The sequence below is a fragment of the Actinocatenispora comari genome (assembly GCF_017312725.1).
Taxonomy (GTDB): Bacteria; Actinomycetota; Actinomycetes; order Mycobacteriales; family Micromonosporaceae; genus Actinocatenispora; species Actinocatenispora comari.
In genome coordinates, this window is record NZ_BOPO01000023.1 from 1 (window position 1) to 26,889 (window position 26,889).

Annotated in this window: 24 protein-coding genes and 3 tRNA genes; 11 read left to right on the forward strand and 16 right to left on the reverse strand. The window is 73.4% G+C overall.

Annotated elements, in window-relative coordinates; translation table 11 throughout:
- Positions 1 to 972: hypothetical protein (locus NUM_RS08005; protein WP_207124153.1), on the forward strand; the 972-nt coding region annotated here is incomplete at its 5' end.
- Between the two features lie 5 nt (positions 973 to 977).
- Here NUM_RS08005 and NUM_RS08010 read toward each other — a convergent pair.
- A complete protein-coding gene (locus tag NUM_RS08010) occupies positions 978 to 2,165 on the reverse strand; it encodes an ROK family transcriptional regulator (RefSeq protein ID WP_207124154.1) in 1,188 nt (395 codons plus the stop codon).
- Between the two features lie 115 nt (positions 2,166 to 2,280).
- Between NUM_RS08010 and NUM_RS08015 the strand changes: the two genes are divergently transcribed.
- Entirely contained in the window at positions 2,281 to 3,735 is a 1,455-nt protein-coding gene (locus tag NUM_RS08015) for an APC family permease (RefSeq protein ID WP_207124155.1), read from the forward strand.
- Complete coding sequence (locus NUM_RS08020) at positions 3,732 to 4,706, forward strand: ROK family protein (protein ID WP_225918409.1); 975 nt, start codon at positions 3,732 to 3,734, stop codon at positions 4,704 to 4,706. The genes NUM_RS08015 and NUM_RS08020 overlap by 4 nt, the downstream gene beginning before the upstream one ends.
- Positions 4,707 to 4,905: 199 nt before the next feature.
- Here NUM_RS08020 and NUM_RS08025 read toward each other — a convergent pair whose 3' ends face one another.
- Genes NUM_RS08025 through NUM_RS08035 form a run of 3 tightly spaced genes read right to left on the reverse strand, consistent with a single transcriptional unit; the run spans position 4,906 to position 7,850 of the window.
- Complete coding sequence (locus NUM_RS08025) at positions 4,906 to 5,607, reverse strand: HAD family hydrolase (protein ID WP_207124156.1); 702 nt, start codon at positions 5,605 to 5,607, stop codon at positions 4,906 to 4,908.
- A 3-nt stretch (positions 5,608 to 5,610) separates the two neighbouring features.
- Positions 5,611 to 6,414 carry an MBL fold metallo-hydrolase gene (locus NUM_RS08030; RefSeq protein WP_207124157.1) on the reverse strand — a complete coding sequence of 268 codons (804 nt, stop codon included), beginning with the start codon at positions 6,412 to 6,414 and terminating at the stop codon, positions 5,611 to 5,613.
- Complete coding sequence (locus NUM_RS08035; protein WP_207124158.1) at positions 6,411 to 7,850, reverse strand: MFS transporter; 1,440 nt, start codon at positions 7,848 to 7,850, stop codon at positions 6,411 to 6,413. Before NUM_RS08035 ends, NUM_RS08030 begins: the two co-directional genes overlap by 4 nt.
- A gap of 261 nt (positions 7,851 to 8,111) precedes the next feature.
- Here NUM_RS08035 and NUM_RS08040 point away from each other — a divergent pair, with 261 nt between their 5' ends.
- Both NUM_RS08040 and rfbB read left to right on the forward strand, forming a co-directional pair.
- Entirely contained in the window at positions 8,112 to 8,891 is a 780-nt protein-coding gene (locus NUM_RS08040; RefSeq protein ID WP_207124160.1) for a DeoR/GlpR family DNA-binding transcription regulator, read from the forward strand.
- A 72-nt stretch (positions 8,892 to 8,963) separates the two neighbouring features.
- Positions 8,964 to 9,923 (forward strand): dTDP-glucose 4,6-dehydratase, encoded by a 960-nt coding sequence (gene rfbB / locus NUM_RS08045; protein ID WP_207124161.1) that lies wholly within the window; start codon positions 8,964 to 8,966, stop codon positions 9,921 to 9,923.
- A 219-nt stretch (positions 9,924 to 10,142) separates the two neighbouring features.
- On the opposite strand, the gene NUM_RS08050 is transcribed toward rfbB, so the two are convergent.
- The 3 genes from NUM_RS08050 to NUM_RS08060 form a co-directional block, all read right to left on the reverse strand.
- Positions 10,143 to 11,120, reverse strand: coding sequence for a GNAT family N-acetyltransferase (locus NUM_RS08050; RefSeq protein WP_207124162.1), 978 nt, complete (start codon positions 11,118 to 11,120; stop codon positions 10,143 to 10,145).
- Positions 11,121 to 11,183: 63 nt separating this feature from the next.
- Positions 11,184 to 12,131, reverse strand: coding sequence for a DUF5829 family protein (locus NUM_RS08055; RefSeq protein WP_207124163.1), 948 nt, complete (start codon positions 12,129 to 12,131; stop codon positions 11,184 to 11,186).
- A 43-nt stretch (positions 12,132 to 12,174) separates the two neighbouring features.
- A complete protein-coding gene (locus NUM_RS08060; protein ID WP_207124164.1) occupies positions 12,175 to 13,380 on the reverse strand; it encodes a glycoside hydrolase family 76 protein in 1,206 nt (401 codons plus the stop codon).
- Between the two features lie 240 nt (positions 13,381 to 13,620).
- Between NUM_RS08060 and NUM_RS08065 the strand changes: the two genes are divergently transcribed.
- From NUM_RS08065 to NUM_RS08075, 3 genes are all read left to right on the forward strand, one after another.
- A complete protein-coding gene (locus NUM_RS08065; RefSeq protein WP_308440557.1) occupies positions 13,621 to 14,025 on the forward strand; it encodes a Fur family transcriptional regulator in 405 nt (134 codons plus the stop codon).
- Positions 14,026 to 14,049: 24 nt separating this feature from the next.
- Positions 14,050 to 16,290 carry a catalase/peroxidase HPI gene (gene katG / locus NUM_RS08070; protein WP_207124166.1) on the forward strand — a complete coding sequence of 747 codons (2,241 nt, stop codon included), beginning with the start codon at positions 14,050 to 14,052 and terminating at the stop codon, positions 16,288 to 16,290.
- 133 nt (positions 16,291 to 16,423) lie between these two features.
- Positions 16,424 to 17,344, forward strand: coding sequence for a hypothetical protein (locus tag NUM_RS08075; RefSeq protein ID WP_207124168.1), 921 nt, complete (start codon positions 16,424 to 16,426; stop codon positions 17,342 to 17,344).
- A gap of 154 nt (positions 17,345 to 17,498) precedes the next feature.
- Here NUM_RS08075 and NUM_RS08080 read toward each other — a convergent pair whose 3' ends face one another.
- Entirely contained in the window at positions 17,499 to 18,833 is a 1,335-nt protein-coding gene (locus NUM_RS08080; RefSeq protein WP_225918410.1) for an NAD(P)/FAD-dependent oxidoreductase, read from the reverse strand.
- A 56-nt stretch (positions 18,834 to 18,889) separates the two neighbouring features.
- A complete protein-coding gene (locus tag NUM_RS08085; protein ID WP_207124171.1) occupies positions 18,890 to 19,786 on the reverse strand; it encodes an RNA polymerase sigma-70 factor in 897 nt (298 codons plus the stop codon).
- A 446-nt stretch (positions 19,787 to 20,232) separates the two neighbouring features.
- On the opposite strand from NUM_RS08085, the gene NUM_RS08090 reads away from it, so the two are divergent.
- Genes NUM_RS08090 through NUM_RS08100 form a run of 3 tightly spaced genes read left to right on the forward strand, consistent with a single transcriptional unit; the run spans position 20,233 to position 23,028 of the window.
- Complete coding sequence (locus NUM_RS08090; protein ID WP_225918411.1) at positions 20,233 to 21,939, forward strand: peroxidase family protein; 1,707 nt, start codon at positions 20,233 to 20,235, stop codon at positions 21,937 to 21,939.
- A complete protein-coding gene (locus NUM_RS08095; RefSeq protein WP_207124173.1) occupies positions 21,936 to 22,388 on the forward strand; it encodes a VOC family protein in 453 nt (150 codons plus the stop codon). The genes NUM_RS08090 and NUM_RS08095 overlap by 4 nt, the downstream gene beginning before the upstream one ends.
- 28 nt (positions 22,389 to 22,416) lie before the next feature.
- Complete coding sequence (locus NUM_RS08100; RefSeq protein ID WP_207124175.1) at positions 22,417 to 23,028, forward strand: SecDF P1 head subdomain-containing protein; 612 nt, start codon at positions 22,417 to 22,419, stop codon at positions 23,026 to 23,028.
- Between the two features lie 53 nt (positions 23,029 to 23,081).
- Here the strand turns inward: NUM_RS08100 and NUM_RS08105 are convergent, their stop codons facing one another.
- The 7 genes from NUM_RS08105 to NUM_RS08135 all read right to left on the reverse strand — a co-directional run bounded on the left by NUM_RS08105 (position 23,082) and on the right by NUM_RS08135 (position 26,827).
- The gene (locus NUM_RS08105) at positions 23,082 to 23,375 is read right to left on the reverse strand and encodes a DUF3303 family protein (RefSeq protein WP_207124177.1); all 294 of its coding nucleotides are present in this window, start codon (positions 23,373 to 23,375) and stop codon (positions 23,082 to 23,084) included.
- A gap of 151 nt (positions 23,376 to 23,526) precedes the next feature.
- Positions 23,527 to 24,597 (reverse strand): chitinase, encoded by a 1,071-nt coding sequence (locus NUM_RS08110; protein WP_207124178.1) that lies wholly within the window; start codon positions 24,595 to 24,597, stop codon positions 23,527 to 23,529.
- Between the two features lie 141 nt (positions 24,598 to 24,738).
- Positions 24,739 to 24,813: transfer RNA gene (locus tag NUM_RS08115), tRNA-Val, on the reverse strand.
- Position 24,814: 1 nt separating this feature from the next.
- Positions 24,815 to 24,886 (reverse strand) — tRNA-Cys (locus NUM_RS08120).
- Between the two features lie 54 nt (positions 24,887 to 24,940).
- Positions 24,941 to 25,013: transfer RNA gene (locus NUM_RS08125), tRNA-Gly, on the reverse strand.
- 116 nt (positions 25,014 to 25,129) lie between these two features.
- The gene (locus NUM_RS08130) at positions 25,130 to 26,197 is read right to left on the reverse strand and encodes a CapA family protein (protein ID WP_207124179.1); all 1,068 of its coding nucleotides are present in this window, start codon (positions 26,195 to 26,197) and stop codon (positions 25,130 to 25,132) included.
- Between the two features lie 132 nt (positions 26,198 to 26,329).
- Positions 26,330 to 26,827: a DinB family protein gene (locus NUM_RS08135; protein ID WP_225918412.1), complete on the reverse strand. Its 498-nt coding sequence runs from the start codon at positions 26,825 to 26,827 to the stop codon at positions 26,330 to 26,332.
- Positions 26,828 to 26,889 lie beyond the last annotated feature (62 nt).

Sequence of the window (26,889 nt, forward strand, 5' to 3'; positions counted from 1 at the left end):
ACCGCGACCGCGACGGCGGCCGGCGCCGCCGTGGTACCGGTGCACGGCGACGACCCGCGCGCGGACCGTACCGCGATCGCCGCACTCGCCCACCGCGACCCGGCCGCCGTGCTCGCCGCCGGTACCGGCTTCGGGCCGGCCGACCGGCTCGGCGCTCGCCTGAGCGTCGCGGTCGCCGGCCGGCAACTGCCCGGCGGCGGCCAGGTGATGTTCCCCGGTCGCCGGCTGGTCGCGCTGTACGGCCATCCCGGTACCGCGGTGCTCGGCGCGCTCGGCGCGCAGGACCTGTCCGCGAGCATCGCCCGGGCGAAGCACGTCGCCGAGCCGTACCGGACCGGCGGGGTGCCGGTGGTGCCGACGTTCGAGATCATCGCGACCACCGCGCAGGCCTCGCCCGGCCCGGACGGCCGGTACTCGGCGGTGTCCAGCGTGGCGTCGCTGCGGCCGTGGGTCCGCGCGGCCGGCGCCGCCGGCATGTACGTGGTGCTCGACCTGCAGCCGGGCCGCGCCGACCTGCTCGACCAGGCCAAGCGGTACCGGTCGCTGCTGGCACTGCCGTACGTCGGGCTGGCGCTGGACCCGGAGTGGAAGCTCGCGGCGGGGCAGAAACCGCTGGAACAGATCGGCACGGTGGACGCCAGCGAGATCAACCGGGTGAGCGACTGGCTGTCCGGGCTGACCGCCACGCACCGGCTGCCGCAGAAACTGCTGGTCCTGCACCAGTTCCAGCTGTCCATGATCGGGCACGAGGACCGGCTGGACACCGGGCACGACAACCTGTCGCTGCTGATCCACATGGACGGCCAGGGCAGCCCGAGCCTGAAGGACGAGACCTGGTCCGGGGTGGTCGGCGCCCGGCCGGACGGCGTGGCCCTGGGCTGGAAGAACTTCTACACCAAGGACCACCCGATGCTGACGCCGGCGCAGACGCTCGCCCAGCGCCCCTGCCCGGACATGATCTCCTACCAGTAGCGGCGCTACCGGGTGTCGGTGCGGCGGGCGAAGGCGTCGTCGCGGGCGGTGTCTAGGGCGCGGGCGAGCGCGCCGCGCAGCACCGGGTCGTCGAGCGTCCCGACGGTGACGTGCGGGCGCAGCGGGGTGAGCCGCGGCAGCGTGTGCCGCACCGGGGCGAGCAGCAGGTCGGCGTTGCCGCCGACGGTACCGCCGAGCGCGATCAGGTCCGGGTCGAGCACCGCGGACACCGCCGCGGCGACGTAGGCGAGCCGCTCCCCCTCCCGCCGTACCGTGGCGGCGGCCCGCTCGTCGCCGGCGCGGGCGGCGTCGAACACCTGCCGGGCGCTGAGCCGGCCGGACATGCCGAGTTCGCGCGCGGTGTCGACCACCGAGTCGGCCGACACCGCGGCCTCCAGCACCCCGCGCGGCGCCGCGGGGGCGGCGGGGGCGTCCGGCGCCATCGGCAGGAAGCCGATCTCGCCGGCGGCGCCGTGCGCGCCGACGAACGGCTCGCCGCCGGCCACCACGCCGAGGCCCAGGCCGGTGCCGATCCACAGGTACACGAACAGCCGGCTGCCGGCGCCGACGCCGGACCGGTACTCGGCGAGCGCGGCGAGGTTCGCGTCGTTGTGCAGTTCGATCTCGGTACGCAGGGCGGTGTGCAGCCTTGCCCGCACCCCGGGGCGGCCCCAGCCGGGCAGGTTCACCGCGTACCGGATCCGGTCGGTGTCCGGCTCGTACACGCCGGGGGTGCCGATCACGACGCGGTCGAGCCGGGAGGCGGCAACCCGAGCGGTACTCGCGGCGTCCCGCACGGTGGCGACGACCAGGTCGGCGAGGGCGGCGCCGGAGCGGGCCCGGTTGGGCGTCTCGGCCCGCGCGATGATCTCGCCGGACAGGTCGGCGAGCGCGGCCCGGACCGAACCGCGGCCGATGTCGACGCCGGCGACGTAGCCGGCGGTCGGGTCCGCCTCGTACAGCAGCGCGATCCGTCCCCGGCCGGCCGGTGGGCGGCTGCCGGCGGCGCGGACCAGGCCGGCGGACTCCAGGCTGGCCAGCGCGGCCGACACGGTGGGCTTGGACAGGCCGGTGCGGCGGGCGAGTTCGGCGCGGGAGGTCGGGCCGAGCGCCCGCAACCGGTCCAGCAGCAACCGTTCGTTGATGCCGCGCAGCCGCGCCCGGGTGAAGGTGGACTCGTCCTGCTCGCCCATCGTCCTCCGCTCCCCCGCCCGGCAGCGACTGTACCGCCCGCGAATCGGCCCGCGGGGATTGACCCGATCAAGTAAAGGTATTTAACTTGATGCGAGTCCGTCCCCGGGAGGAGCCATGGCAGACAGCCGCACAGCGCCCACCACCGCACCACCCGACGGCGCGCTGCGCCGGCGGATCGGCGGCTTCCAGGCCACCACGCTGAACATGAGCCAGATGTGCGGGGTCGGGCCGTTCATCACCATCCCCGCGATGGTCGTCGCCTTCGGCGGGCCGCAGGCCATCATCGGCTGGATCGCCGGCGCGGTGCTGGCACTCGCCGACGGGCTGGTCTGGGCCGAGCTCGGGGCCGCGATGCCCGGCTCCGGCGGCACGTACATCTACCTGCGCGAGGCCTTCCAGTACCGGACCGGACGGCTGATGCCGTTCCTGTTCGTGTGGACCGCGATGCTGTTCATCCCGCTGATCATGTCCACCGGCGTGATCGGCTTCGTGCAGTACCTGACCTACCTGTGGCCGTCGATGACCGGCTGGCAGGGCGACCTGGTCGGGCTCGTGCTGATCGTGCTGATAGTCGCCGCGCTGTGGCGCCGGATCGAGTCGATCGGCAAGCTGACCGTGGTGCTGTGGGTCGTCATGATCGTCAGCGTGCTCGCGGTCATCCTCGCCGCCTACACGCACTTCCACCCGTCGCTGGCGTTCACCTACCCGGCGCACGCGTTCGACCTCACCCGGGGCGGGTTCTGGGTCGGCTTCGCCGGCGGCCTGACCATCGGCATCTACGACTACCTCGGCTACAACACCACGTCCTACCTGGCCGCCGAGATCCGCCGGCCGGGCAAGGTGCTGCCGCGCTCGATCGTCGTCGCGATCGTCGGCATCATGACCATCTACCTGCTGATGCAGATCGGTGTGCTCGGCGTCATCGACTGGCACGAGCTGCTGAACCCGAACTCGGCCGCGGCCAAGTCGGTCGCCTCCGCGCTGCTGGAACGTACCTGGGGGCACACCGCGGCGGTGGTGGTCACGGTGCTGATCCTGATCACCGCGTGCACGTCGGTGTTCGCCGGGCTGCTCGGCGGTTCCCGGGTGCCCTACGACGCGGCCCGGGACCGGGTGTTCTTCCGCGCCTTCGCCCGGGTGCACCCGAAACATCGGTTCCCCACCGTCGGGCTCGCCGCGATGGGCGTCATCACCGCGGCCGGTTTCCTGCTCGGCCGGTTCACCGACCTCGCCACCCTGATCCAGCTGCTGACCACGGTGATGGTGCTGGTGCAGGCGCTCGCGCAGATCCTCGCCGTGTTCGTGCTGCGCCGCCGCCAGCCGGACCTGCCCCGGCCGTACCGGATGTGGCTCTACCCGCTGCCCCCGGTGCTGGCGGCGGTCGGCTGGATCGTCATCTACGTGTACGCGGACGCCGCCTCGCCCGGGCGGCACCCGATCGAGCTGTCGCTCGCCTGGGTCGCCGCCGGCTGCGTCGCCTTCCTGATCTGGGCCCGGGTGGAGAGGATCTGGCCGTTCGGCCCCAAGCAGATCCGCGAGGCCTACCGAGCCGAGGCGGTACGCACGTGACCGAACCACGACCGCTCGACCGCCGCGACGGCGGCACGGCTCGCATCGACCCGCCGTCGCTCGAACGGGGCGACGCCCGGCTGCTGGGCATCGACATCGGCGGGACCAAGATCGCGCTGGCGGTGTCCACCGTGGACGGTGCGGTGCTGGCCGGCGACGTGGTGCCGACCGGCGCGGCCGACGGCGCCGAGGCGATCCTCGCCCGGCTCGCCGACGCCGGCCACGCGCTGCTGGGCCGCACCGGCAGGCCGGCCGCCGCGGTCGGCGCGGTCGGCCCCGGGATCATCCGCCCGGACGGCGTCGCCCTGTCCCCCAACATCTCCGGTTGGCACCGGGTACGCCTCGCCGACGAGCTCGCGGCCCGCTTCGGCACGTCGCGGGTCGCGGTCGACAACGACGTCAAGGCGGCCGGCCTCGCCGAGGTACGGCACGGCGCGCTGCGCGGCGCCGACCCGGGCCTGTTCGTCAGCCTCGGTACCGGGGTCGCGGCGGCGATCGCGATCGGCGGCCAGGTGCTCGCCGGGGCGCACGGCGCGGCCGGCGAGTTCGGCTACGACCTGCGCACCCCGCACGAGCGGCGGGCCGCCGCCGACGGGTACAGCCCGCTCGAACGGGCCGTCGGTGGCCGCGGCATCGCCGAACGCGCGCTCGCGGTACTGGGTGCGCCGGTCACCGCCGCCCAACTGTTCGCGCGCACCGACCCGCCGGCCCGCCGGCTCGCCGGCGAGGTGCTGGCCGAACTCGCGATGCACGTGGCGAACCTGTGCATCGCCGTCGACCCGCGCCGGGTCGCCGTCGGCGGCGGCCTGACCGGCATCGGTACCGCGCTGTTCGACGCGCTGCGCGCCCGCCTCGACGCGGCCGTGCCGTTCCCACCCGAGCTGGTCCCGGCCCGCTTCCGCACCGACGGCGCCCTGCACGGCGCCCTCGCCCTCGCCACCGACGCCTACCGGTCCGGTCGCCCCGGCTGAGCTCGCGAACCGACGTGCGACCCGGCAGCTACGGCGATCCCCCGACCCCGAGTCGGGCCCCGCCGGGCCGCACGACGCCGACCCGCCCGGGGCCCTGCCCAGCCGCCGGGCGTCGACCCGGTCGGTCGGATCGACGTCGAATGCCCGGCGCTCAGGCGCTCAGGCGCTCAGGCGCTCAGGCGGTCAGGCGGTCAGGCGGTCAGGCGGCCGGGCGGGCGAGGATCGCGGCCAGGGCCGCGTCCAGGTCGGCGAGGTCGGTCAGGACCACGTCGGCGCCGGCGGCGGCGAGCTCGGCCGCCGGGGTGAACCCGGTGGCGACCGCGACGATCCGGACCCCGTTGTCCAGGGCGGTCTGCACGTCCAGCCGGGAGTCGCCGACCAGTACCGTCGGCGTCGCCGCGCCGGGGCCGTACGCCGCTTCGGCCCGGGCGCGCGCGACCGGTACCAGCTCGGGGCGGTGTTCCCGGTCGGATCCGAACGCGCCGGCGGCCAGATCCAGCGGCGGCACCAGGCCGAACGCGGCCAGCTTGACTTCGGTGCTGGCGCGCTGGTTGCCGGTCAGTACCGACTGCACCACGCCCGGGGTGGCGGCGAGCGCCGTGAGCACCGCCGGTACGCCCGGCAGCAGCCGGCCCCGGTCGGGCAGCCGGTCGGCGACCGCGGCGAGCCGGGTCTCCTCCTGCCGCAGCGCCGCCGGCAGCAGCCGGCGCGCGGTCGCCTCGTCCGCGCCGTACTCGACGAGGATGGCGCGCAGGATCTGCCGGATCGTGCGCCCCGGTACCACCGTGGCGGGCCGGGGCGGTACGCCGAGCAGCTCGCCGCACAGCGCGAACCACAGTTCCCGGTCGAGAACGCCGACGTCGAGCAGGGTCTGGTCGACGTCCCAGAGCACCAGCGCCATCGACTACCGCACCGCCGGCTCGACCGGTACCACCAGGCCGGCACTCGCCGCGGTCACCGGGACCGGCCCGGCCGCGGCCCGCGCGGCGGCGAACGACGCCTCGTCGTCGTCGCCGAGCAGGTGGCTGACCACCAGCCGGCCGACCCCGGCCGCCTGGGCGAGCCGGCCGGTCAGTTCCGCGGTGAGGTGGCCGTGCTCGGTGAGCATCGCCGGATCGGCGTCCAGGTACGTGCACTCGCACACGAACACGTCCGCTCCGGTGGCGGCGGCCAGCACCCCGTCGCACCAGCCGGTGTCGGACGAGAACGCGAGCGTACGGTCGCCCAGCGCGAACCGCAGCGACGCGCTCGGCACCGCGTGCCGGGCCGCGAACGCGGTCACGGTCACGTCGTCGGCGAGCCGCACCGGACTCGCCCCGTCCCGGACCAGCGGCGCGATGTCGAACGCGGTGGCGAGCGGCCGGCCGACCGCCGGGTCGGTGGGTACCGCCACCCAGTCGTCCAGCGCGGCGAGCGTGTCGACGCTGTCGTCGGGGACCAGCAGCGGGATCCGCGCCGGTGGCGCCTTCGTCAGCAGCCGGCTGAACGCCAGCGGTACGACGTCGAACATGTGGTCCTGGTGCAGGTGCGTGAGCAGCACCGCGTCCAGCCGGTGTTCCAGCCCGCGGGCGAGCAGCTGGGTGGCGATGCCGGGGCCGCAGTCCACCAGGATCCGCGTGTCGCCGTGCTCGACCAGGTAGCCGGAGCAGGCCGAGGTGGCGTCGGGCCGGCCGGCGCGGAAGCCGAGCACGGTCAGTCGGGTGGTCACTGGCGCTCCTTCGTACCGGTGGGGGCGACCTCGGCGGTGCGACCGCCGAAGAGGCGCCGGGTGCCGGTGGTCTGTTCCAGGCTGCGGTTCTTGGTCTCCGGCGCCATCACCACGGTGACCACCAGGCCGAGCACCCCGGCGGCGACGAACAGCCAGAGCGCGCCGCTGACTCCCCAGGCGTCGACCAGGTCCGGGAACACCAGGACGCCGAGGATCGCGCCGACCCGGCTCACCGCGGTACCGAGGCCGGTACCGGCGGCGCGCAGCTCGGTCGGGAACAGTTCGGTGCAGTAGACCATGTCCAGGGTGCCGGGCCCCATGTTGGAGAACAGGATCGCGATCGCGAACAACACCACGATCAGCGCCAGCGCCGGCGCGTGCGCCAGCGCGAGGATCACCAGTACCGCGGTCTCCCCGGCGAACGCGGTGATCAGCACCGGCCGCCGGCCCCACGAGTCGACGAACGCCACCGCGATCGCGGCGCCGACCACCCCGAGCAGCGCGATGATCGCGGATCCGAGGTACGCGGCGAGCTGGGTGGAGCCGGCCAGCGTGGTCAGGATCGTCGGGCTGTACATCTGGATGCCGTAGTAGGCGACGTCGTGGGCGAACCAGAAGATGCAGACGAAGAACGTCGCGCCGATCAGCCCGCGGGAGAACAGCCGCCGCCACTGCCCACCGGTGGCCCGTGCCGGCGCGCCGGCCGGCGCGTCGCTCAGCGTCGGCAGCACGACCTGGCTCGGTTCCAGCGTCGGGGTGCGCGACTCGCGGTTGACCAGGTCGGCGACCACCCGCCGGGCCTCGTCGGTACGGCCGTGCGCCATCAGCCACCGCGGCGACTCCGGGATGGAAGTCCGGAACACCAGGGTGACCAGCGCGAGCGCGGCGCCGACCAGCAGCATCCAGCGCCAGGCGCTGGCCCCGATCGGCAGGAAGGCGACCCCGACCAGGTACGCGGTGAGCGCGCCGACGTTCCACATCAGGCTCAGCGCGACGACCAGCCGGCCGCGGTCGCGGACCGAGCCGAACTCGGCCGTCAGCGACGACGAGATCGGGTAGTCGGCGCCCATGCACAGGCCGAGCAGGAACCGGAACGCGATCAGTTCCCAGACGTTCTGCGAGATCGCGGCGACGGCCGCGAACACGACGAACCCGATCAGGTCGATCAGGTACATCTTCTTGCGGCCGAGCCGGTCCGCGACGCGGCCGAACACCAGCGCGCCGACGAACATCCCGACGATCGCCGAGCAGCTGGTGATCCCGGCGGTCAGCGGGGTGAACGTCCAGGATTTCTTGAGCACCGGCAGGGCGACGGCGATGACGGTGAGGTCGAAGCCGTCCAGGAACATGCCGATCGAGGACAGCAGCGTCAGCTTGCGGCGGAACCGGGACAGGTTCGCGGTGTCCAGCGTGGTGGGGAGGGCGGCGGCGGTCATCGGTCCGGACTCCGTCCGGCGCGCGGCGCTTGCGGGCAGGTGGTCATGGCGGCACCTCGGTCTGGTGAGCGGTCCGGGCGCCACCCGTGGCGGAGCCCGGCCGAGCCGACTCGCTGGCGAATTTATCGCTGTGCGACGACAAGTTACCACCTAACTGCTTAAATTTGGAGTCATGATTTCGTGATCAGGTGATGCCTCGCCGGCAGGTCCCGCGGTACGAGGCGGTAACGTACGGCTCGCACAAGCGGCGGGAGGAGCCGGATGACGCAGCGGCGCAAGGATCCGGGGTCGCGCCAGCAGGACGTCGCCGCGTACCTGATGCAGGTCGGTACGGCGAGCGCGCAGGACCTGGCCGACCGGTTCGACGTCAGCCTGGTCACCGCGCACCGCGACCTGGACGAGCTGGCCCGCCGCGGCCTGGTCCGCAAGTTCCACGGCGGGGTGACCGCGCAGCCCTCCAGCGTGTTCGAGAGCAACGTCGCCTACCGGCGCCAGCTCGCCGTGGCGGCCAAGCGCGAGATCGCCCGCGCCGCGGTGCCGCTGATCGAGCCGGGCATGTCGGTGCTGTTCGACGACTCGACCACCACGCTGGAGCTCGCCGAGCTCGCGGTCGACGTCGACCCGCTGACGGTGATCACCAACTTCGCGCCGATCGTGTCGTTGCTGATGGGCCGGCGCAACATCCGGCTGATCGCGCTCGGCGGCGAGTACAACGAGTCGCACGACTCGTTCCTCGGCGCGCCATGCCACGCCGCCGCCCGCTCGCTGCACGCCGATCTCGGCTTCTTCTCCTTCGCCGGGGTCGCCGACGGCGGTGTGTACCACCAGGAACAGGAGATCGTGGTGACCAAGCGGGCCCTGCTCGGGGTGCCCGGCCGGCGCATCCTGCTCGCCGACCACGGCAAGCTGGGCCGTACCGCGCTGCACCGGGTCGCCGAACTGCCCGAGTTCGAACGGCTCGTCACCGATTCCGGCGCCGATCCGGCGACCGTACGGGAGCTCACCGACGGCCGGCTCACCGCCACCGTCGCCGCCGGCTAGATTTGGTGCCGTGATCGGGTACCGGTGCGCCAGCGGCGCGAACCTGCGGCGGGCCGTACCGCCGGTTGCGGCATGAGGGTGTTGGTGACCGGCGGCGCCGGGTTCATCGGCTCCGCGTACGTGCGGGCGGCGCTCGCCGGCGAGTACGGACCGGCCGGCCCCACCGCGATCACCGTGCTGGACCTGCTCACCTACGCCGGGCGCCGGGACAACCTGCCGGCGCACCACGACCGGCTGCGGTTCGTGCGGGGCGACGTCCGGGACGCCGCCACCCTGGCCGAGGTGGTGCCCGGCCACGACGCGGTGCTGCACTTCGCCGCCGAGTCGCATGTGGACAGATCGGTGGCGGACGCGGACGACTTCGTGTCCACCAACGTGCTCGGCACCCAGCGGCTGCTCGACGCCTGCCGGCGCGCCGGCGTGCGCACCGTGCTGTGCGTGTCCACCGACGAGGTGTACGGGTCGATCGACGTCGGCGCCTGGTCCGAGGAGGCGCCGCTCGCCCCGAACTCGCCGTACGCGGCGGCCAAGGCGGGCGCCGAGCTGCTCGCCCGCGCGTACCACCACACGCACGGCCTCGACGTGCGGATCACCCGCGGCTGCAACACCTACGGGCCGCACCAGAACGTCGAGAAGTTCATCCCGCGGTTCGTCACCAACCTGCTGTCCGGTGAGCCGGCCCCGCTGTACGGGGACGGCCGCAACCGGCGCGAGTGGCTGCACGTCGCCGACCACTGCGCGGCGATCCAGCTGATGCTGACCGCGGGCGCGCCGGGCGGGGTCTACAACGTCGGCAGCGGGGTGGAGTCGACCAACGCCGAGCTGGCCGCGCGGCTGGTCCGGCTCTGCGCGGCCGATCCGGCGCTGGTCCGGCACGTCACCGATCGCAAGGGCCACGACCTGCGCTACTCGCTCGACTCGGCGCGGATCGCGACGCTGGGCTTCCGGCCCCGGACGGACTTCGCGGCCGGCCTCGCCGCCACCGTCGACTGGTACCGCACCCACCGCGACTGGTGGCGCCCCGACCGCTGACCCACCGCGCCATCCGAGCGGTGATCGTTACAGGCTCCACCCCGGACCCGCGAATCGGCGGATCGGCGGCGCGCCGGCGCACTCCGCGGCGCGTTCGGCGCGATCTGCGGCACGCCTGCGTGCTGGCACGCCGATGTGCTGGCACGCCGGTGTGCTGGCACGCCTGCGTGCTGGCACGCCGGTGTGCTGGCACGCCTGCGTGCTGGCACGCCGGCGGCGTCAGGCGGCCCGGCGGTAGGTGACGGTGCGGGCCACCGGGCGAAAGCCCAGCGCGGCGTAGAGCCGGCGAGGCACCGGGTACGCCGGGTCGCCGCGCGGGTAGACGACCGCCCGGGTGGCGCCGGCGGTACGCAACGCGTGCAGGCAGGCGAGGCTCGCCGCGGCGGCGAGGCCACGCCGCGCATACCGCGGATCGGTACCGACCGGCTCCAGCTCGCCGGCCGCGTTCGCCTCGTCCAGCCAGCCGAGCGCGAACGCCGCGAACGCACCGCCCGGCGCGACCACCACCTGGTCCAGCTCCGCCCGGTACGGCCAGGCCGCGGTCACCGCGCGGTAGCGCGGCGCCGACATTCCCGACTCGCCGTCCAGCGCCACCGGCGGCACCAGCAGGGCGCCGATCCGGGCCGGCCGCCACGCCGCCCGGTGCACCGCCGCCCGCGCCGCGGTCTCGTCGGCTCGGACGGCCCGGACGGTGTACCCGGCGGGCAGTCGCGGCGCCGGGAGCGAGTCGAGCGAGCGCTCGCAGTGCAGGAAGTACAAAGCGCCGTCGTCGGGCCGGTAGCCGTTGCGGCGCAACGCGTCCACCAGGTGCGTCTCGGTGTCCAGCACGGTCACCGCGGGCGCCGGGCCGGGTGCCACGGTGCCCAGCCACGCCAGTACCGCGTCGGCGGCGTCGGGGCGGGCGGGGTCGACGTGCACGCCCGCCTCGGCCGGTGATTCCAGCCGGGCCCAGGCGATCGGCGTGCCGTGCTCGGTCCAGAGCGCCGTCGGGCCACCGAAACCGGCGTGGCACTGCCAGGCGAGATCGCCCACGTGCCACCGCTGGCTCGGGCTCCAGGCGCGCTGCACCGCGGCCTGCATCGACCGCAGGTCGGCGCCGCCGTCCGCGTCGTGCCGCCGCATCCGCACCCCCTTCACCCAGCCGAGCACGCTAGCCGGGCCGGGCGGCGGCCGCACCGCGTTTCCCCGCGCGCGCACCGGCACGACGCTGGAACGGAGCCGGGGCGAGCCCTCGCCGGGGACGCGACGAGGGCGGGCGGCTCAGGCGGTGGCGAAGGTCCAGACGGCGCTGGGACCCGGGCCGACGACGAGGGTGGAGTGGCCGATCGTCTCGGTGTGCCGGTGCCCGGTGGGACGGTTGAGCGACATCGCGATGCGGCGCACGCCGACCTGGTCGACCGGTACCGCGTCGAACCGGATCGTGGTACCGCCGCGCCGCACCACCGCGCCGGTGGCGTCGGCGTGCACCACGAACCCGCCGGCCCGCAGCAGCGGCAGCGTGGCGTCCAGATCGCGCCGGGTGATGCCGAGCTCGATGCCGGTCACGTCGCGCATCAGGTGGTCGCGGTAGTCGTTCGGCAGGTACCGGTCGCGGCCGACGTCGCCCGGGTAGCGGGCCGGTTCGGTGTTGCTGCGCGGATCGGCGAAGTACTCCGGCCGGTACTCCATCGCCCAGGCGCCGAACGTGTCGTAGTCCTCGGTGGTGTACACCGAGTCGAACCACGGCACCGGCACCCCGTCACCGAAGTCGCGGGTCTGCGGGAAGGTGACCGGATCCGGCACGCCCTCGGCCGGCAGCCGGTCGGTGACGGTGGTCAGGTCGCCGGCGTGCTCGGTCGACACGCCCATCCCGGCCGCGCCGAGCTCGCCGTCCTTGCCCGGCACGTCACCGATCCCGAACAGCTCCAGGTAGGTCTGGTGGCCCAGCAGGTACCGCCCGGTCCAGGTCTCGCCGCCGGCGCCGGTGGTGGTGCGCACCTGGAAGTTCGCGAACTCCCGCAGGTAGTCGGAGTGCTCGATCGCATCCGCGGTGGTCCGGTCGAACACGCCGTAGGCATGGTTGAAGAACAGCAGTTGCCGGCCCGGCCAGGGGTGCCGTGCCGCGGCGCCGGCCGGGCCGGCACCGCCGACGACCGCGGTGGTCAGCGCCACGGCCAGCACCGCGGCGAGAACGACGATCCGGCGCAGCAGCGCCCGCGACATCACCATGCGGCGATCGTAGGCGGGCCGGGCCAGCCGGCGCCACGATCGGTCAGTACAGCAGCCGGTACCGGTGCGGGTTCCAGGCCAGGACCGCGTAGATCTGCACCATCGCCGCCTGCTGGATCGCCTGCGTCTCCCCGTTTCCGTCGAAGTCGAACAACCCGGTGGCCGGGTCCCGGTGGGTGGCCCAGACGTCGTTCGCGTAGTCGCGCATCGCGTCGCGGTAGGTGTGGCCGCCGGTCACCGACTCCAGCAGCAGCAGGTTCTTGAAGAAGATCGCGTTGAAGTACGGCGGCTGCCCGGAAAGCCGCCCGCCGGCGACGTAGTACCGGTACGCGGCGGTCGCGGTGCGGCGCGCCCGGGCCAGGTAGCCGCGCTCGTGCGTCACCTGGTAGAACAGCACGTCCACGCCGACCGGCACCCCCTGGTTGTACGACCAGTAGGTCTCGTCCACGGTGCCGGTCAGGCTCAGGTGGTCGTAGTACAGCCCGTCCGGGCCGAGCAGGTGCGCGTTGGTCCAGTCGTACATCCGCCGGGCCCAGTCGAGGTAGGAGCGCTGGCCGGTGAGCTGGTAGAGCCGCAGGCCGAGCTCGGCGCCGGGCATGTTGGACACGGTGTTGCGGTCGGTGCTCCAGCTCGCCTGGGTCCAGAACACGCCGCCGGGGTCGGCGTGGCTGTCGTCGGTGTCCCAGCCGGACACGACCAGGGCGAAGATCTGCCGGGCGCGCCGCAGTGCCGCCCGGTCTCCGCTGGCCAGGTAGCGCTGGACGTCGAACAGCCCGACCCACTCGTTGTCGTCGTAGAAGAAGTCGCCGCCCCCGCCGAACGGCGCCACCGGGTAGGAGGCGTAGCCCGGCACCCCGGTGGTGCCGCCGGCGGCGAGCCAGTACCGCTGCTGTCCGGTGTCGCGGTCGGCCAGGTCGTCGCGGTAGCGCTCGCCGCCGGGCATGCCGGTCAGGTCCAGCGTCGCCCCACGCACCTGGGAGTACGGCCACTCGTAGGAGTAAACGTTGTCACCCGCCTGCACCGGGTACTGCTCGTGGTACAGCCCGGAGCCGTCCGCGGCGGCGAAGTAGGTCTGCAGCGCCCGGTAGCTCGCCGCGGCGCGGGCCGCGTCGGACGCCGGCGACGCGGTCGCCGGGGCGCCCGCCAGGGCGATCAAGGCGGCGATGCCGCCCGCCACGGCGGCACGGACGATCCGCGCGCGGCGGCCGGTCCGGGTGCCCGGTGCGGGCGGGGTGGTTGTCGGTCGCACGGCACTCTCCCGCGGTCGGCTCGGCCGGCCCGGGAGTCGCCCGGACCCGGAGAAACGCAGCGCCGGCGACGATGACGGCGTCCGCGAACGAACGTAGGCAGACCGGCGCATTCCGTCAAGATCCGCCGACCGGCCCGGCGCCGATCCACGGATCGGGCGACCCGCCGCGCGCTGTTCTTGATTGATTCCAGAATTTGCGGCAGACTTCGGGGCGTGCCCACGACATCGGAGTTCGAGCGCATGCTGCGTGGCGTCGCGCTGCGCGTGACGCGGCCGCGGATGGCGGTGCTGTCCGCAGTGTACGAGCACCCGCACGCCGACACGGACTCGCTCATCGGTGTCGTCCGGGCAAGCCTCGGCGGCGTGTCCCACCAGGCCGTGTACGACGTGCTGCGCGCGCTCACGACGGCCGGTCTGATCCGCCGGATCGAACCGCCGGGCTCGGTGGCGCGCTACGAGGCCCGGGTCGGGGACAACCACCACCACGTCGTCTGCCGTTCCTGCGGCGTGATCGCCGACGTCGACTGCGCCGTCGGTCCCGCGCCGTGCCTGACCCCGTCGGACGACCACGGCTTCGTCATCGACGAGGCCGAGGTCGTCTACCGGGGGCTGTGCCCCGACTGCTCCACCGCAACGAGTTCCTGACCAGGTCCATCCGAAGGGAATACCGTGTCTGACAGTTCTGACGACGCCGTGCTGAGCGAGGTCAACGAGGAGAGCGCCGGCGGCTGTCCCGTCGTGCACGGCGGGCCGGTCGGGCCCGCCGGGGTCGGCGGCAATCGTGACTGGTGGCCGAACCGGCTCAACCTGGCGATCCTGCGCAAGCACACCGCGGCGGCCAACCCGATGGACGCCGACTTCGATTACAAGACGGAGTTCGCCTCGCTCGACCTCGACGCGCTGGCCGCCGACGTCGACGAGCTGCTCACGACCTCGCAGGACTGGTGGCCGGCGGACTTCGGCAACTACGGCCCGCTGATGGTCCGGATGGCCTGGCACAGCGCCGGTACGTACCGGATCGACGACGGCCGCGGAGGGGCCGGCGGCGGCCAGCAGCGGTTCGCACCGCTGAACAGCTGGCCGGACAACGTCCTGCTGGACCGGGCCCGCCGACTGCTGTGGCCGGTCAAGAAGAAGTACGGCAAGCAGATCTCGTGGGCCGACCTGTACGTCTTCGCCGGCAACCGCGCGCTGGAGATCATGGGGTTCAAGACCTTCGGCTTCGCCGGCGGCCGTACCGACGTGTGGGAGCCCGACGAGGACGTGTACTGGGGCCCCGAGCGCACCTGGCTCGGCGACGAGCGGTACTCCGGCGACCGTGAGCTGGACAAGCCGCTGGCCGCGGTGCAGATGGGCCTGATCTACGTCAACCCGGAGGGCCCCAACGGCAACCCGGACCCGGTTGCCGCGGCCCGCGACATCCGCGAGACGTTCCGCCGGATGGCGATGAACGACGAGGAGACCGTCGCGCTGATCGCCGGCGGCCACACGTTCGGCAAGACGCACGGCGCGGCCGACGCCGACCGGTACGTCGGGCCCGAGCCGGAGGCCGCCCCGCTGGAGGAGATGGGCCTGGGCTGGAAGGGCGGCTACGGCTCCGGCAAGGGCCGCGACGCGATCGGCAGCGGGCTGGAGGTCACCTGGACCCCCACCCCGACCACGTGGGACAACACCTTCTTCGACACGCTGTTCGGCTACGAGTGGGAGCTGACCGAGAGCCCCGCCGGCGCCAAGCAGTGGGTGGCGAAGGACGGCGCCGGCGCCAACACCTTCCCGGACCCGCAGGACGGCTCGCTGTCCCGGCCGCCGACGATGCTCACCACCGACCTGTCGCTGCGCTTCGATCCGATCTACGGGCCGATCTCGCGCCGCTTCCACGAGCACCCGGACGAGTTCGCCGACGCGTTCGCCCGGGCCTGGTTCAAGCTGACGCACCGCGACATGGGCCCGATCCAGCGCTACCTCGGCCCGCTGGTGCCGAGCGAGTCGCTGATCTGGCAGGACCCGGTGCCGGCGGTCGACCACGAGCTGGTCTCGGCCGAGGACGTGGCCGCGCTCAAGCGGCAGATCCTCGACTCGGGGCTGACCGTGGCGCAGCTGGTGTCGACCGCGTGGGCCTCGGCGTCGACGTACCGCAACAGCGACAAGCGCGGCGGCGCGAACGGCGCCCGGATCCGGCTGGAGCCGCAGCGCGGCTGGGAGGTCAACGAGCCGGACACGCTGGCGCAGGTGCTGGGCACCCTGTCGGGCATCAAGGAGTCGTTCGACGCCGCGCAGACCGGCGGCAAGAAGATCTCGCTGGCCGATCTGATCGTGCTCGGCGGCGCCGCCGCCGTGGAGCAGGCCGCGAAGCGGGCCGGGGTCGAGGTCGAGGTGCCGTTCACCCCGGGCCGCACCGACGCCAGCCAGGAGCAGACCGACGTCGAGTCGTTCGTACCGCTGGAGCCGAAGGCCGACGGGTTCCGCAACTACCGCGGCAAGGCCAGCGGCCAGCTGCCCGCCGAGTACCTGCTGGTGGACCGGGCCAACCTGCTCAACCTGACCGCGCCGGAGATGACCGCGCTGGTCGGCGGGATGCGGGTGCTGGGCGCGAACTACCAGCAGTCGCCACTGGGTGTGTTCACCGACCGGCCGGGCACGCTGAGCAACGACTTCTTCGCCAACCTGCTCGACATGGGTACCGAGTGGACGCCGACCGCGGACGACGCCCAGACGTTCGAGGGGCGCGACCGCGCCACCGGTGAGCTGAAGTGGACCGGCAGCCGGGCCGACCTGATCTTCGGCTCGAACTCCGAACTGCGTGCCGTCGCCGAGGTGTACGCCAGCGACGACGCGCAGCAGAAGTTCGTCCATGACTTCGTCGCCGCGTGGGACAAGGTGATGATGGGCGACCGGTACGACCTGGTCTGAGTCACGGTCCCGACCGGGACGACCTGCCGGCCGCCGCACCGACCCCGGTGCGGCGGCCGGTTCACGCCCGGGGTGGAGCGCGCTCCCCCGGCGGCGGGAGCCCCGCGCGGACGACCACCGCGAGGCTGGTGGCATGCGAGACGTGACGATGGCGCGACGGGCGCTGACCGCGGTGACGATCGCCGCGACCCTCCCGTACCTGACGTTGAAGGTGCTGTGGCTGACCGGGCACGGCACCGGGGCGACGAGCGCCGCCGGTGCGGCGGAGCTGCTCGACACCCGGCACCTGGTCGGTGACGGTGTGACGGCCCTGCTGGAGGTCGCGGCGGTCGCCCTGGCGCTCGCGCTGACCTGCGCCTGGGGTCGCCGGGTACCGGCCGTGCTGGTGCTGGTGCCGATGTGGGTCGGTACCGGGCTGCTCACGCCGATCGCCGTCGGCATGCCGCTGGGCCTCGTGGTACAGGCCGTCGCGGGCGGATCGCCGGTCCCCACCGACAACGGCCTGAACAACTGGGTGTACGGGTGCGTCTACGGCGGTTTCCTGGCGCAGGCGGCGGGGCTGTTCGCGCTGTTCCCCGAGTACGTGCGGCGCCGGTGGCCGCGGCTGCTGCGGCGCGACGCCGGGGGGCCGCCGGACCGCCGGGTGGTGTCGGCCGCCGGCATGGTCGCGGCCGGGTACGCCGGGGCGCTGGTGCTGTGGGCGGTGACCGGCAGCCGGTTCGCCGGACCGGCCGGGTTCGACACGATCGCCCAGCGCACCTACCTGGTGGGCGTCGCGCTGGTGGTGCTCGCCGGTGTGCTGGCGGTGGCAGCGCTGCACCGCCCGACCCGTACCCGCTACGTGGTCGCCTGGACCGGCACCGCGGTCACCGTGCTGGCCGGCCCGACCGGCATCGCGCTGAGCAACGGCGGCTCGCCCGGTACCGGCTACGTGACGGTCAGCCTGGTCGGCATGCTCGCCGGGGTGGTGCTGACGACGGTGGCGGCCCGGGTGGTGCGCCGATCCGGCCGCCGGAGCGCGGCGGCGCCGATCACCGCGCCCGCCGGTCGGTGAGACGGGCCCGGGGCGCCGGTGCGCCCCGGCTCCTTCCCCGGTCGACGACCGTGCGGCGGGCCACACCGTGATCGGGCGGCTCACTCCGGCCTGCCGCCCGAGACCACACCGGGCGGCTCATCCCGGCCCGTCGTCCGAGACGTGACCGGGCGGGTCACTCCGGCTTGCCGCCCGAGACGAAGGCTTCCCGCGGATGCTCGACCGACTCCAGCGACACGATGTCTCGGCCGAACATCGCCTGCGTCACCCAGCCCGCGAACACCCGGACCTTGCGTTCCCAGGTGGGCACCGCGAGCACGTGGTAGCCGCGGTGCATCAGCCACGCCGGCCAGCCCTTCACCACGATCCGGTGCCACTGGAAGATCCCGTTGCCGATGCCGAGCGTGGCGACCGCGCCGAGGCTGTGGTGCACGTACGGCTTCGGTGGACGGCCGCGCAGGCTCGCGGCGATGTTGCGGGCCAGCAGCTTGCCCTGCCGGAAGGCGTTCTGCGCGTTCTGCACCACGTACCCGCCGGGGACCTCGGCGGCGAGATCGGGCACCGCGGCGTCGTCCCCGGCCGCCCACGCGTCCGCGACCGGCTCCGCGTCGGTACCCACCCGCAGGTCCGGGCGGACCACGATCTGGCCGCGCTCGCCGATCGGCAGGTCGGTGTGGTTGCGCACCACCGGGTTCGCGTCGTTGCCGGTGGTCCACACGATCAGGCCCGAGTCGTACTCCTCGCCGGTGGACAGCACCACGTGGCCGTCGACGGCGGAGACCACCTTGGTGTCCAGGTGGATCTGGCCGCCGCGGTCGGTCAGCGACCGCACCACCCACCGGCTGGGCTCCTCGCCCACCTCCGGCAGGATCCGGCCGGACGCCTCGATCAGGTGGAACCGCAGCTCGCTGCGGTGCAGCCGGCGGTACCGGCGGACCAGCGAGTTGGCCAGCGACAGGGTCTCGCCGAAGCCCTCCACGCCGGAGAAGCCACCGCCGACGAACGTGACGGTCAGCAGCCGCTGCCGTACCGGCCCGACCGGCAGCGCCGCCGCCCGGTCGAACGAGGTCATCAGCCGGTCCCGGATCGCGACGGCCTCCTCGACGTACTTCATCCCGATCGCCTCGGACGCCACGCCGGGCACCGGGAACTTGCGGGTGACCGCGCCGGCCGTCACGACGATGACGTCGTACTCCAGGTCGAACTCCGGGCCGAGGTCGGGCCGCACGGTCACCCTGCGGTGCTCGTGGTCGATGTTCGTCACCCAGCCCGGCACCACCCGGGTACGGCGCAGGTGCCGGCGCAGCGACACCGCCGCGTGCCGCGGTTCGATCGAACCGGCCGCGACCTCCGGCAGGAACGGCTGGTAGGTCAGGTACGGGCGCGGGTCGACGACGGTGAGCGCGGCCTCGCCGGACCGCAGCCTCTTCTCCAGCTTCCACGCCGCGTAGAAGCCCGCGTACCCGCCGCCGACGATGAGGATCCGCTTCACGGTGCTGCCCCCGATCATGTGGGTTCACCCTCTAGGACAACGTGGCACGCCCGTTCGTGACCAGTGTGGGGCGTCTAGCCGGTCACAGCCCGGAACGTGGCCAGTTTCTCCGGATTGATCTGCCACATCAGCCGCTCGATGCCGGCCGCGGAGACGTCGAGCGCGACCAGGCCGACCGGTTCACCGCCCTGGCGTACCAGCAACACCGGCTGCCCGTTCGCCTCGACCACGGCCACCTCGGTACCGGGCCAGAACCGCGGGCCGATCGCCCGCACGTACTTCGCGACCCGTTCGACGCCGACCACCGGCATCTTGGTGGCCCGGGCCAGCCCACCGCCGTCGGAGGTGCTGACCACGTCCGCGCTGAGCATCTTCTCCAGCGCCGCCAGGTCACCCGACCGGGCCGCCCCGACGAACGCGGTCAGCATCCGTTCGTGCTGCGCCCGGTCGACCGGCCTGCGCCGGTCCGCGGCGAGCCGGCGGCGGGCCCGGCTGACCAGCTGTCGGGCCGCCACCTCGGTGGTCTGCACGATGTCGGCGATCTGCCGGTACGGGTAGTCGAACGCCTCCCGCAGCACGTACGCGGCGCGCTCGGTCGGCGACAGCTTCTCCAGCAGCATCAGCACCGCAAGCCCCAGCGCGGCGCCGCGCTCGGCACCCAGCTGCGGGTCGGCGGAGGTGTCCACCGGCTCCGGCAGCCACTGCCCCGGGTACGTCTCGTGCCGCGCCCGGGCGCTGCGGCTCGCGTTGATCGCGAGTCGGGTCACCGCGGTCGCCAGGTAGGCCGCCGGGTTCTCCACCGTGGCCCGGTCGGTGCGCTGCCAGCGCAGCCACACCTCCTGGACCAGGTCCTCCGCGTCGGCGGCGCTGCCGAGCATCCGGTAGGCGATCCCGAACAGCCGTGGCCGCACGGCGAGGAACACCGCCGTGGCGTCCGACAGCTCCTCGTCGGGCGTCTCGATCTCGGGCATGCGGCGACGTCCCTCCCCCTGCGTGCGCGATCTCCATCATCTGCCGTCGCCGGCAGTCACGCACGAGGTGTTCGCCACTTCTCCTACCGGGATCGGACCATGCGGGTCAGGCGGTCGCCGGCGCGGTCCGCACGCGCGGCCAGCTCGGCCTCGTCGACCGGGCCGGCATCGGCGAACCGGGGCGCCGCGTCGTGACCGGGTGGCGTACCGGCAGGTCGTCCCGGTTGTCCGTTCTGGTCGCGGATGACGCCGCCGCCCGACTCCTCGCCGTACGGGGCCCGCGGACCCCGCCGCCGTCCGCTCCGGCGGCTGCCCCCTCCGCCGCGAGGGCGGCCGCCCTCCATCGTGGGTGACAGAGCACGCACCGAGGTGGTGACAGCGAGACCGTCACGTTCGGCCGGTCCGCGCTGTCCTAGCTGACGAGGCGACCGACCAAAGGGGACACGATGAGCAGCCCTACCGGCGACGACGGCAGGCGGGACATCCGGCGAGACCGCCTGCCGCACGACGGCTTCCTGCACGCGCTGGAACACGACGTCGAGGCGGAGCTCGAACTGGCGGGGGACGGACCCGACGGGCGGCCGGACCCGAGGCCGGTCGACGAGTGGCTCGACCCCGACGCCCAGCGGTACGAGATCGGCCTGCAGAACCTGCTCGGCGCGGTCGAGTCCGCCGAGGACTCGGTACACGAGGCGATGCCGGGCGCCGGCCACGCGTCCCGCCCGACCACGTCGACGGCCGACACGCTCGGCCCGGGGCAGCCGATGGCGGCGATGCCGCACCGGCACGGCAGCCGGGTACCCGCCCGCGACCACTGCCTGAGCCTGGTGCGCGCCGTCGACCGCCCGACCGCCGCGGCCCGGTACGGGCGGATGTTCCCGCAGCTCGAACCGCTCGCCGGCGACCCGAAGTCGTTGCTGCGGGCCGGCGATCCCGGCGGCGTCTGCGACGCCGGCGCCGCGCTCGACCGGCTGACCGGTACCGCCGGTGACGACGCCACCGAGGCCGCCGGCTGGCCGTTCTTCGGGCAGCTGATCGCGCACGACATCACCGCCGACCGCTCCCCCGTCGGCGGCGCGACCGGGCCCGACCACCTGCGCAACGCGCGGGGCCCGAAGCTCGACCTCGAACTGCTCTACGCCGACGGGCCGATCGGCTCACCGTTCCTGTTCGACCTCGAGGATCCGGCGAAGTTCCTGCTCGGACCGGGTGGCCACGACGTACCGCGCAACCAGCAGGGCGTCGCGCTGATCGGCGACCCGCGCAACGACGTACACCTGTTCTCGCTGAGCCTGCACGTCGCGCTGCTGCGGGCGCACAACCGGATCGTCGACCGGCTGCGTACTGCGGGGGTCGCCGAGGCCGACCTGGTCGACGCCGCGCGGGTCACGCTGACCTGGCACCACCAGTGGATCGTGGTGCACGACTTCCTGCCCCGGCTGGTCGGCGCCGACCTGGTCGAGCAGGTACTGGCCGAGGGCGGCCGGTGGTTCGCGCCGGAGCCGGGACACGGGTACATCCCGCTGGAGTTCGCCGACGCCGCCTACCGGTACGGGCACGGCCAGATCCGGCACAGCTACCGGCTCGTCGCCGGCGGCCCGGCGGTACCGCTGTTTCCCGACCTGACCGGCTTCGGGCCGCTGCCCGCCGAGCGCCGGCTGGATCTCGCGCAGATCTTCGACCTGCCCGGCCGACCGCCGGCGCAGCGGGCGAAGCGGCTCGACGGCCGGCTCGCGACCAGCCTGATCGGCCTGCCACGGCAGGTCACCGGCGAGGTCGAGACCGACGACTACCGGTCGCTCGCGGTCCGCGACCTGATCCGCGGTGAGACGACCGGGCTGCCCAGCGGCGAGGCGGTCGCCCGGCTGCTCGGCGCCGCGCCGCTGACCGCCGACGAGCTCGGCCAGGACTGGCCGCACGGCACCCCGCTCTGGTACTACGTGCTCAAGGAGGCGCAGCACCGCGGCGACGGCGACCGGCTCGGCCCGGTGGGCGGCCGGATCGTGACCGAGGTGCTGATCGGGCTGCTGCGCGCCGATCCGGCGAGCTACCTGAGCCTGGAACCCGACTGGCGGCCCCACCTGCCGGCCGCGGGTGCGACGTACGCGCTGACCGACCTGCTCACCCTCGGCGACGACCGGGAGGAGTCATGACCGGCGACACCGGGATACCGGCGCCGACCGAGGGGCTGCTCGTCTCGCTGTTCCTCACCGTGCGCGACGTCGAGCGCTCCCGCGACTTCTACTCGCGGGTCCTCGGCGGCACCGTGGTGATGGCCGAGAACCCGTGCATCGTCCAGCTGTCCAACTCGTGGATCATCATGAACCCCGGCGGGCCGCCCACCCCGGACAAGCCGGGGATCTCGCTGGTCGACCACGAGCCGGGCGACCCCACGTCGAGCTTCCTGAACCTGCGGGTCGCCGACATCCACGCGTGCCACGCGCAGTGGAGCGCGCAGGGCGCCCGCTTCGTCACGCCGCCGCTGGACCGCGGCGCCGAGATCCGCTGCTACCTGCGGGATCCGGACGGTTACCTGATCGAGGTCGGGCAGTCCACCGGGCTGCTGCACGGCCGGCACGGCGACCCGTCGTCCGGGCGGTGAGGTTGGCGGCGATCGGTACGCTCGCCGCATGCAGCCCCAGCCGCCGGACGGCGTACCGGCCTTCACCGCACCGGAGCCGGGCACCCGGCGCCGGGTCCCGGCCTGGTTGATCCTGGTGCTCGTGCTGGGCGTCGTCGTGGTGGTCGGCGGCGCGATCCTCGCCGTGGTGCTGGTCCAGCGTTCGTCCGACGACGGCACGATCGGCGTCGGCGACCACAGCGGCGCGCGCACGCTCGACCACTTCGTCGGGCTGCGGCCGGTCAGCTCGTCGCATCCGGCGCCGTGCCAGGGCGACGAGCTGTCCGGCACGGACACGTCCGGCAAGAAGCTCTGCTACCGGGTCGGCGCCGGGATGAGCCTCAGCGCGGTGCGCGACCTGTCGCTCCAGCCGGACACGTACGGCGGGGGCGGCGTCCTGATCCAGATCTCGCTGCGCTCCGACGACGGGAAGCGGTTCGCCGACCTGACGAAGAAGATCGCGACCGCCGCACCGCCCGGGAACCAGCTCGCCATCGTGGTGCGCGACAAGGTGGTGTCCGCGCCGGTCGTCAACGAGCAGATCACCGGCGGCGAGTTGCAGATCGCGGGCAGGTTCGACACCGACCAGGCCACCCGGCTGGCCAACCAGATCCTCACCTGAGCCCGGCCACCGCGGCGGAGCCGCGTCAATCGGCCACCCGCGGCGGAGCCGCGTCAGCCGGCCACCGAGCCCAGGCCGGACATCAGGTCGTCGAGGCTCATCGCCGGGGTCACCTCGATGCGAGCGTGCAGCATCGTCCACATCGGTTCGGTCAGCCTCACCAGCTGCGACGGGTCCGCCAGGTCGAAGACGAGGAACCCGCCGCGGCAGCCGTTGGCCGGGAAGAAGTAGGCCGCCTCCGGCTTCAGCATCTCCAGCATCCGTTCGAGACCCTTCTGCATCTCGCCCGACCGGAGGAGCTCGTTGCCGGCCCCGGTGTCGATCTCGAACCGCATGATCATACGCATCGCTACCACCGCCTTACCGATGGTGCACATGATCCCGCGAGTGGGCCGTCCCCGTACACCGGCCGAGCGGCCGGCGAGAGGGGCCGATCGGTCCCGCCCGATCGGGTACCGGCGGCGCCCCGACCCGCGTGGGCCGGGGCGCCGCGGCAACTCACGCCGCCGGCTGGCGGTACCGCGCGATCAGCCAGGTGTACTCGTACGGTGACTGCCGCACGCCGCTGCAGGTGTCCGGCAGATCGGACCCGTCGGCCCGGCACTGCCGGTCGCGGTTGACGTTCCAGAACGTGAGGCGCCCGATCTGGTGCCGGTGCGCGTAGCCGAGCACCTGGCGGAAGTCCTGCAGCGTGATGACCTCGCCCGGGTCCTCGTTGACGCCGGCGAGGCTGGACAGCCCGATGTGCCGGTACGCCTCGCGGTCGCTCATCCCGTACGTGTCACGGACGACGGCCTGCATGCCGTTCATCGCCCGGATCGACGCGTCGCCCATGTCGATGGCGCCCTTGCCGAACCAGAAGGCCATGCCCGCCCACGCGGTCACGTCCAGGTTCACCGCCTTGGCGTCGTCGACCAGGGCGATGCCGTTGCCGCTGAATCCGGTGTCGAACACCGGCACGGTCAGGTACACCTTCAGCCCGGGGTTGTGGTCCTGCAGCAGCTTGAGCGCGGCGACGTTGCGCTGCCGCGCCGCCGGGTCGGCGAACTCGGCGCCCTCGATGTCCAGGTCCACCGCCTTGAGCCGGTACGCGTCCACCACCTGCTGGTACGCGGCCGCCAGCGCCTCGGTGGAGCCGCAGGCCTGGCCCAGCTTGTACACGCCACCGCCGCCCAGCGACGGGATCACGTCCCCGCCCGCGGCGCGGATCGCGGCGATGGTCTTGCTCTGCGCCGAACCGGCGTCGAACGAGCCGCCGCCGTCCCACTGCGGCGCGCAGGTCGTCGCGTCCGGCGCGACCACGAACGCCAGCGTGAACCAGCGCACCCCGGTACGCCGCATGATGTCCACCGGATCGGGCCGGTTGTACGAGTCGAAGTAGTAGTAGGGCGCCGCCGCGATCGAGCCGGGCGGGGTGCCGGCAGGCGCATCGGACGCATGGGCCACGCCGGCGACGGCCAGCGGGAGGGTGGCCGCGGCGGCCACCGCGACGGCGAAGCACCGCAGCCATCGCGGAACCCGGGTGCGCGGCGAGGGGGTCGACCCCGAGTCGGGGTAACTAGTTTTCAACGCTCACCTTCCAACATGTTGGAAATATACGAGTGAGCGCAGTCTATGGTCCCGCGCAACCTCCGTCCCACCCCGAACGCGAACCGCCCGAACACGAAGAAACGGCCCGCGACCAGATCCTGGTCGCGGGCCGTTGCCTGCTGGTGCGCGGTACAGGGATTGAACCTGTGACCTCTTCCGTGTCAGGGAAGCGCTCTCCCGCTGAGCTAACCGCGCGAGGTGGGAGCGGGAATCGAACCCGCGTACAGGGCTTTGCAGGCCCTTGCCTAAGCCACTCGGCCACCCCACCGGGTGTCCCGGCACTGCCGGGCGAGGGACGAACGCCACGCGGGCGCCGCATCCGAGCGGACGACGGGATTCGAACCCGCGACCCTCACCTTGGCAAGGTGATGCGCTACCAGCTGCGCTACGTCCGCACGTCGCCGGTGCTCGTTGCCCCGGCGGCGAGTGAAACTGTAGCCGATCGCTCGGTACCGGCCAAACGCGGGGTCGTACCGCCTCCCCCGGTATCGAACAGCACCGATGCGGTGGTTCAGCCCGCCGTGCCGGACAATCCGGTACAGCCGCGAAGATCGTCCACCTTGCCGGTGATGCGCCGCGCGGTCGAGCCGGTGACCGGGATCGGCTGGCCGGTGGTGCGGGAGATCTCCGCCGGCAGGAACCGGGTGCCGGTCAGCTTGCTGCCGGTCAGCGTCAGGCGCAGCACCCCGGTGTCGTTGCTGAACGCGTCGTCGCGCCACCACAGGAAGTTGCCGAGCCCGTAGTCGACGTACGTGTCGCCCTCCCAGCCGGCGCCGAGCAGCAGGTGCGCGTGCGTACCCACCACCGCGGTGGCACCGGCCTTCGCCATCGCCGCGGCGAACGTGCGCTGGTCGGCGATCGGGCAGTGGTTGCCCTCCTGCCCCCAGTGCGGGTAGACGATCACCACGTCGGCCTGCCTCTTCGCCGCCCGTACCGCCGCGGCGGCCCTCGCGGTGTCGAACGTCTCGGCGATGCCGGACCGGTCGGGGGTCGCGAGCCACTGTTGCGCCAGCTCGGTGACCTGGCTGAACGCCAGGAACGCGATCCGCACCCCGTGCACCGTGGTGATCCACGGCCGGTACGCGGCCGCCTCGTTGGCGCCGGCCCCGATCACCGGCACGCCCGCCGCCTTCGCGTACCGCAGCGTGTCGGCGAGGCCGGTACGGCCGTAGTCCATCGCGTGGTTGTTCGCCACCGTCACCACGTCCACGCCGGCCGCCTTCACCGCGTCGAACGCGGCCGGCGGCGCACGGAAGTGGAACTCCTTCGGCTCCGGCGTACCGCGGGTGGTGACCGCGGTCTCCAGGTTCACGATCGTCAGGTCCGCCGCCGACAGCTGCTTGGCGACCGGGCCGAACGCGGTCTTCGGGTCCTTCAACAGCCCGGCGGTACGGCCGGTGAAGTGCACGTCGCCGGCGAACTCGATGCTGATCGTCGGCGGCCCGGTGGGGCTCGGGCTGGCGGCGGTACGGGTACGCGACGATCGAGGGTCGGCGCTCGACCGGTCGCCGCTCGCCGAGCACGCCGCCAGGGTGACCACCGCGACCGCGACGGCCAGGTACCGCAGGGCTGATCGCATCGGCTCAGGCTACGCAGCCCGGACGGGCAACACCGGCACGCCGTGCCGGACCGAGCCGGCTCGACGCGGCGACCGGCCGACCGGCCGACGGGGCGCCAGGGCGCCAGGGCGCCAGGGCGCCGGGGCGATCGTTCAGGCGAGCGGGCCGAGAAGCTCGGCGTACGCGGTGATGCCGGCGACGTGGTGGACGATCTGGCGGATCGTCCAGGCACCGGCGGCAGGCGCGTCGAGCTCGCTGTCCGACAGCCCGGACAGCCGGGCCCGGTAGCAGTGCGCCAGCCGCCGCAGCCGGCTGGTCGCCTCGTCCAGGTCCGCCTCGGTGAACCGGGCGAAGTCCGCGTCCAGGGTGAGCCGGCGGCCGTGCCAGCGGTCCGGCTCGGAGGGTACGCCGGCGAGCCGGCACTCGAGCTCGGCGAGATGGTCGATCAGGTGGTCGGTCACCCGGCGCAGCGCCTTGTGCGGCGTCCAGGCGTTCCCGTCGCGAACGACCGGGTTGCCGGCGAAGGCCAGCCACGTCTCGGCGACCGCCAACACCTCGGCCACGGCGGCCGGGATCAGGGTGGTCACGTCGCGTTCGTCGGTCTCCGGTAGGGAGTCGTCGTCGTCTTCGATGCTCAGGTAGCGGGTCACGCCGCCAGACGCTAGGGCCCGGACGCTTCGCCGCCGGCCGAAAGGTGCCCGCGCTAGCGTGC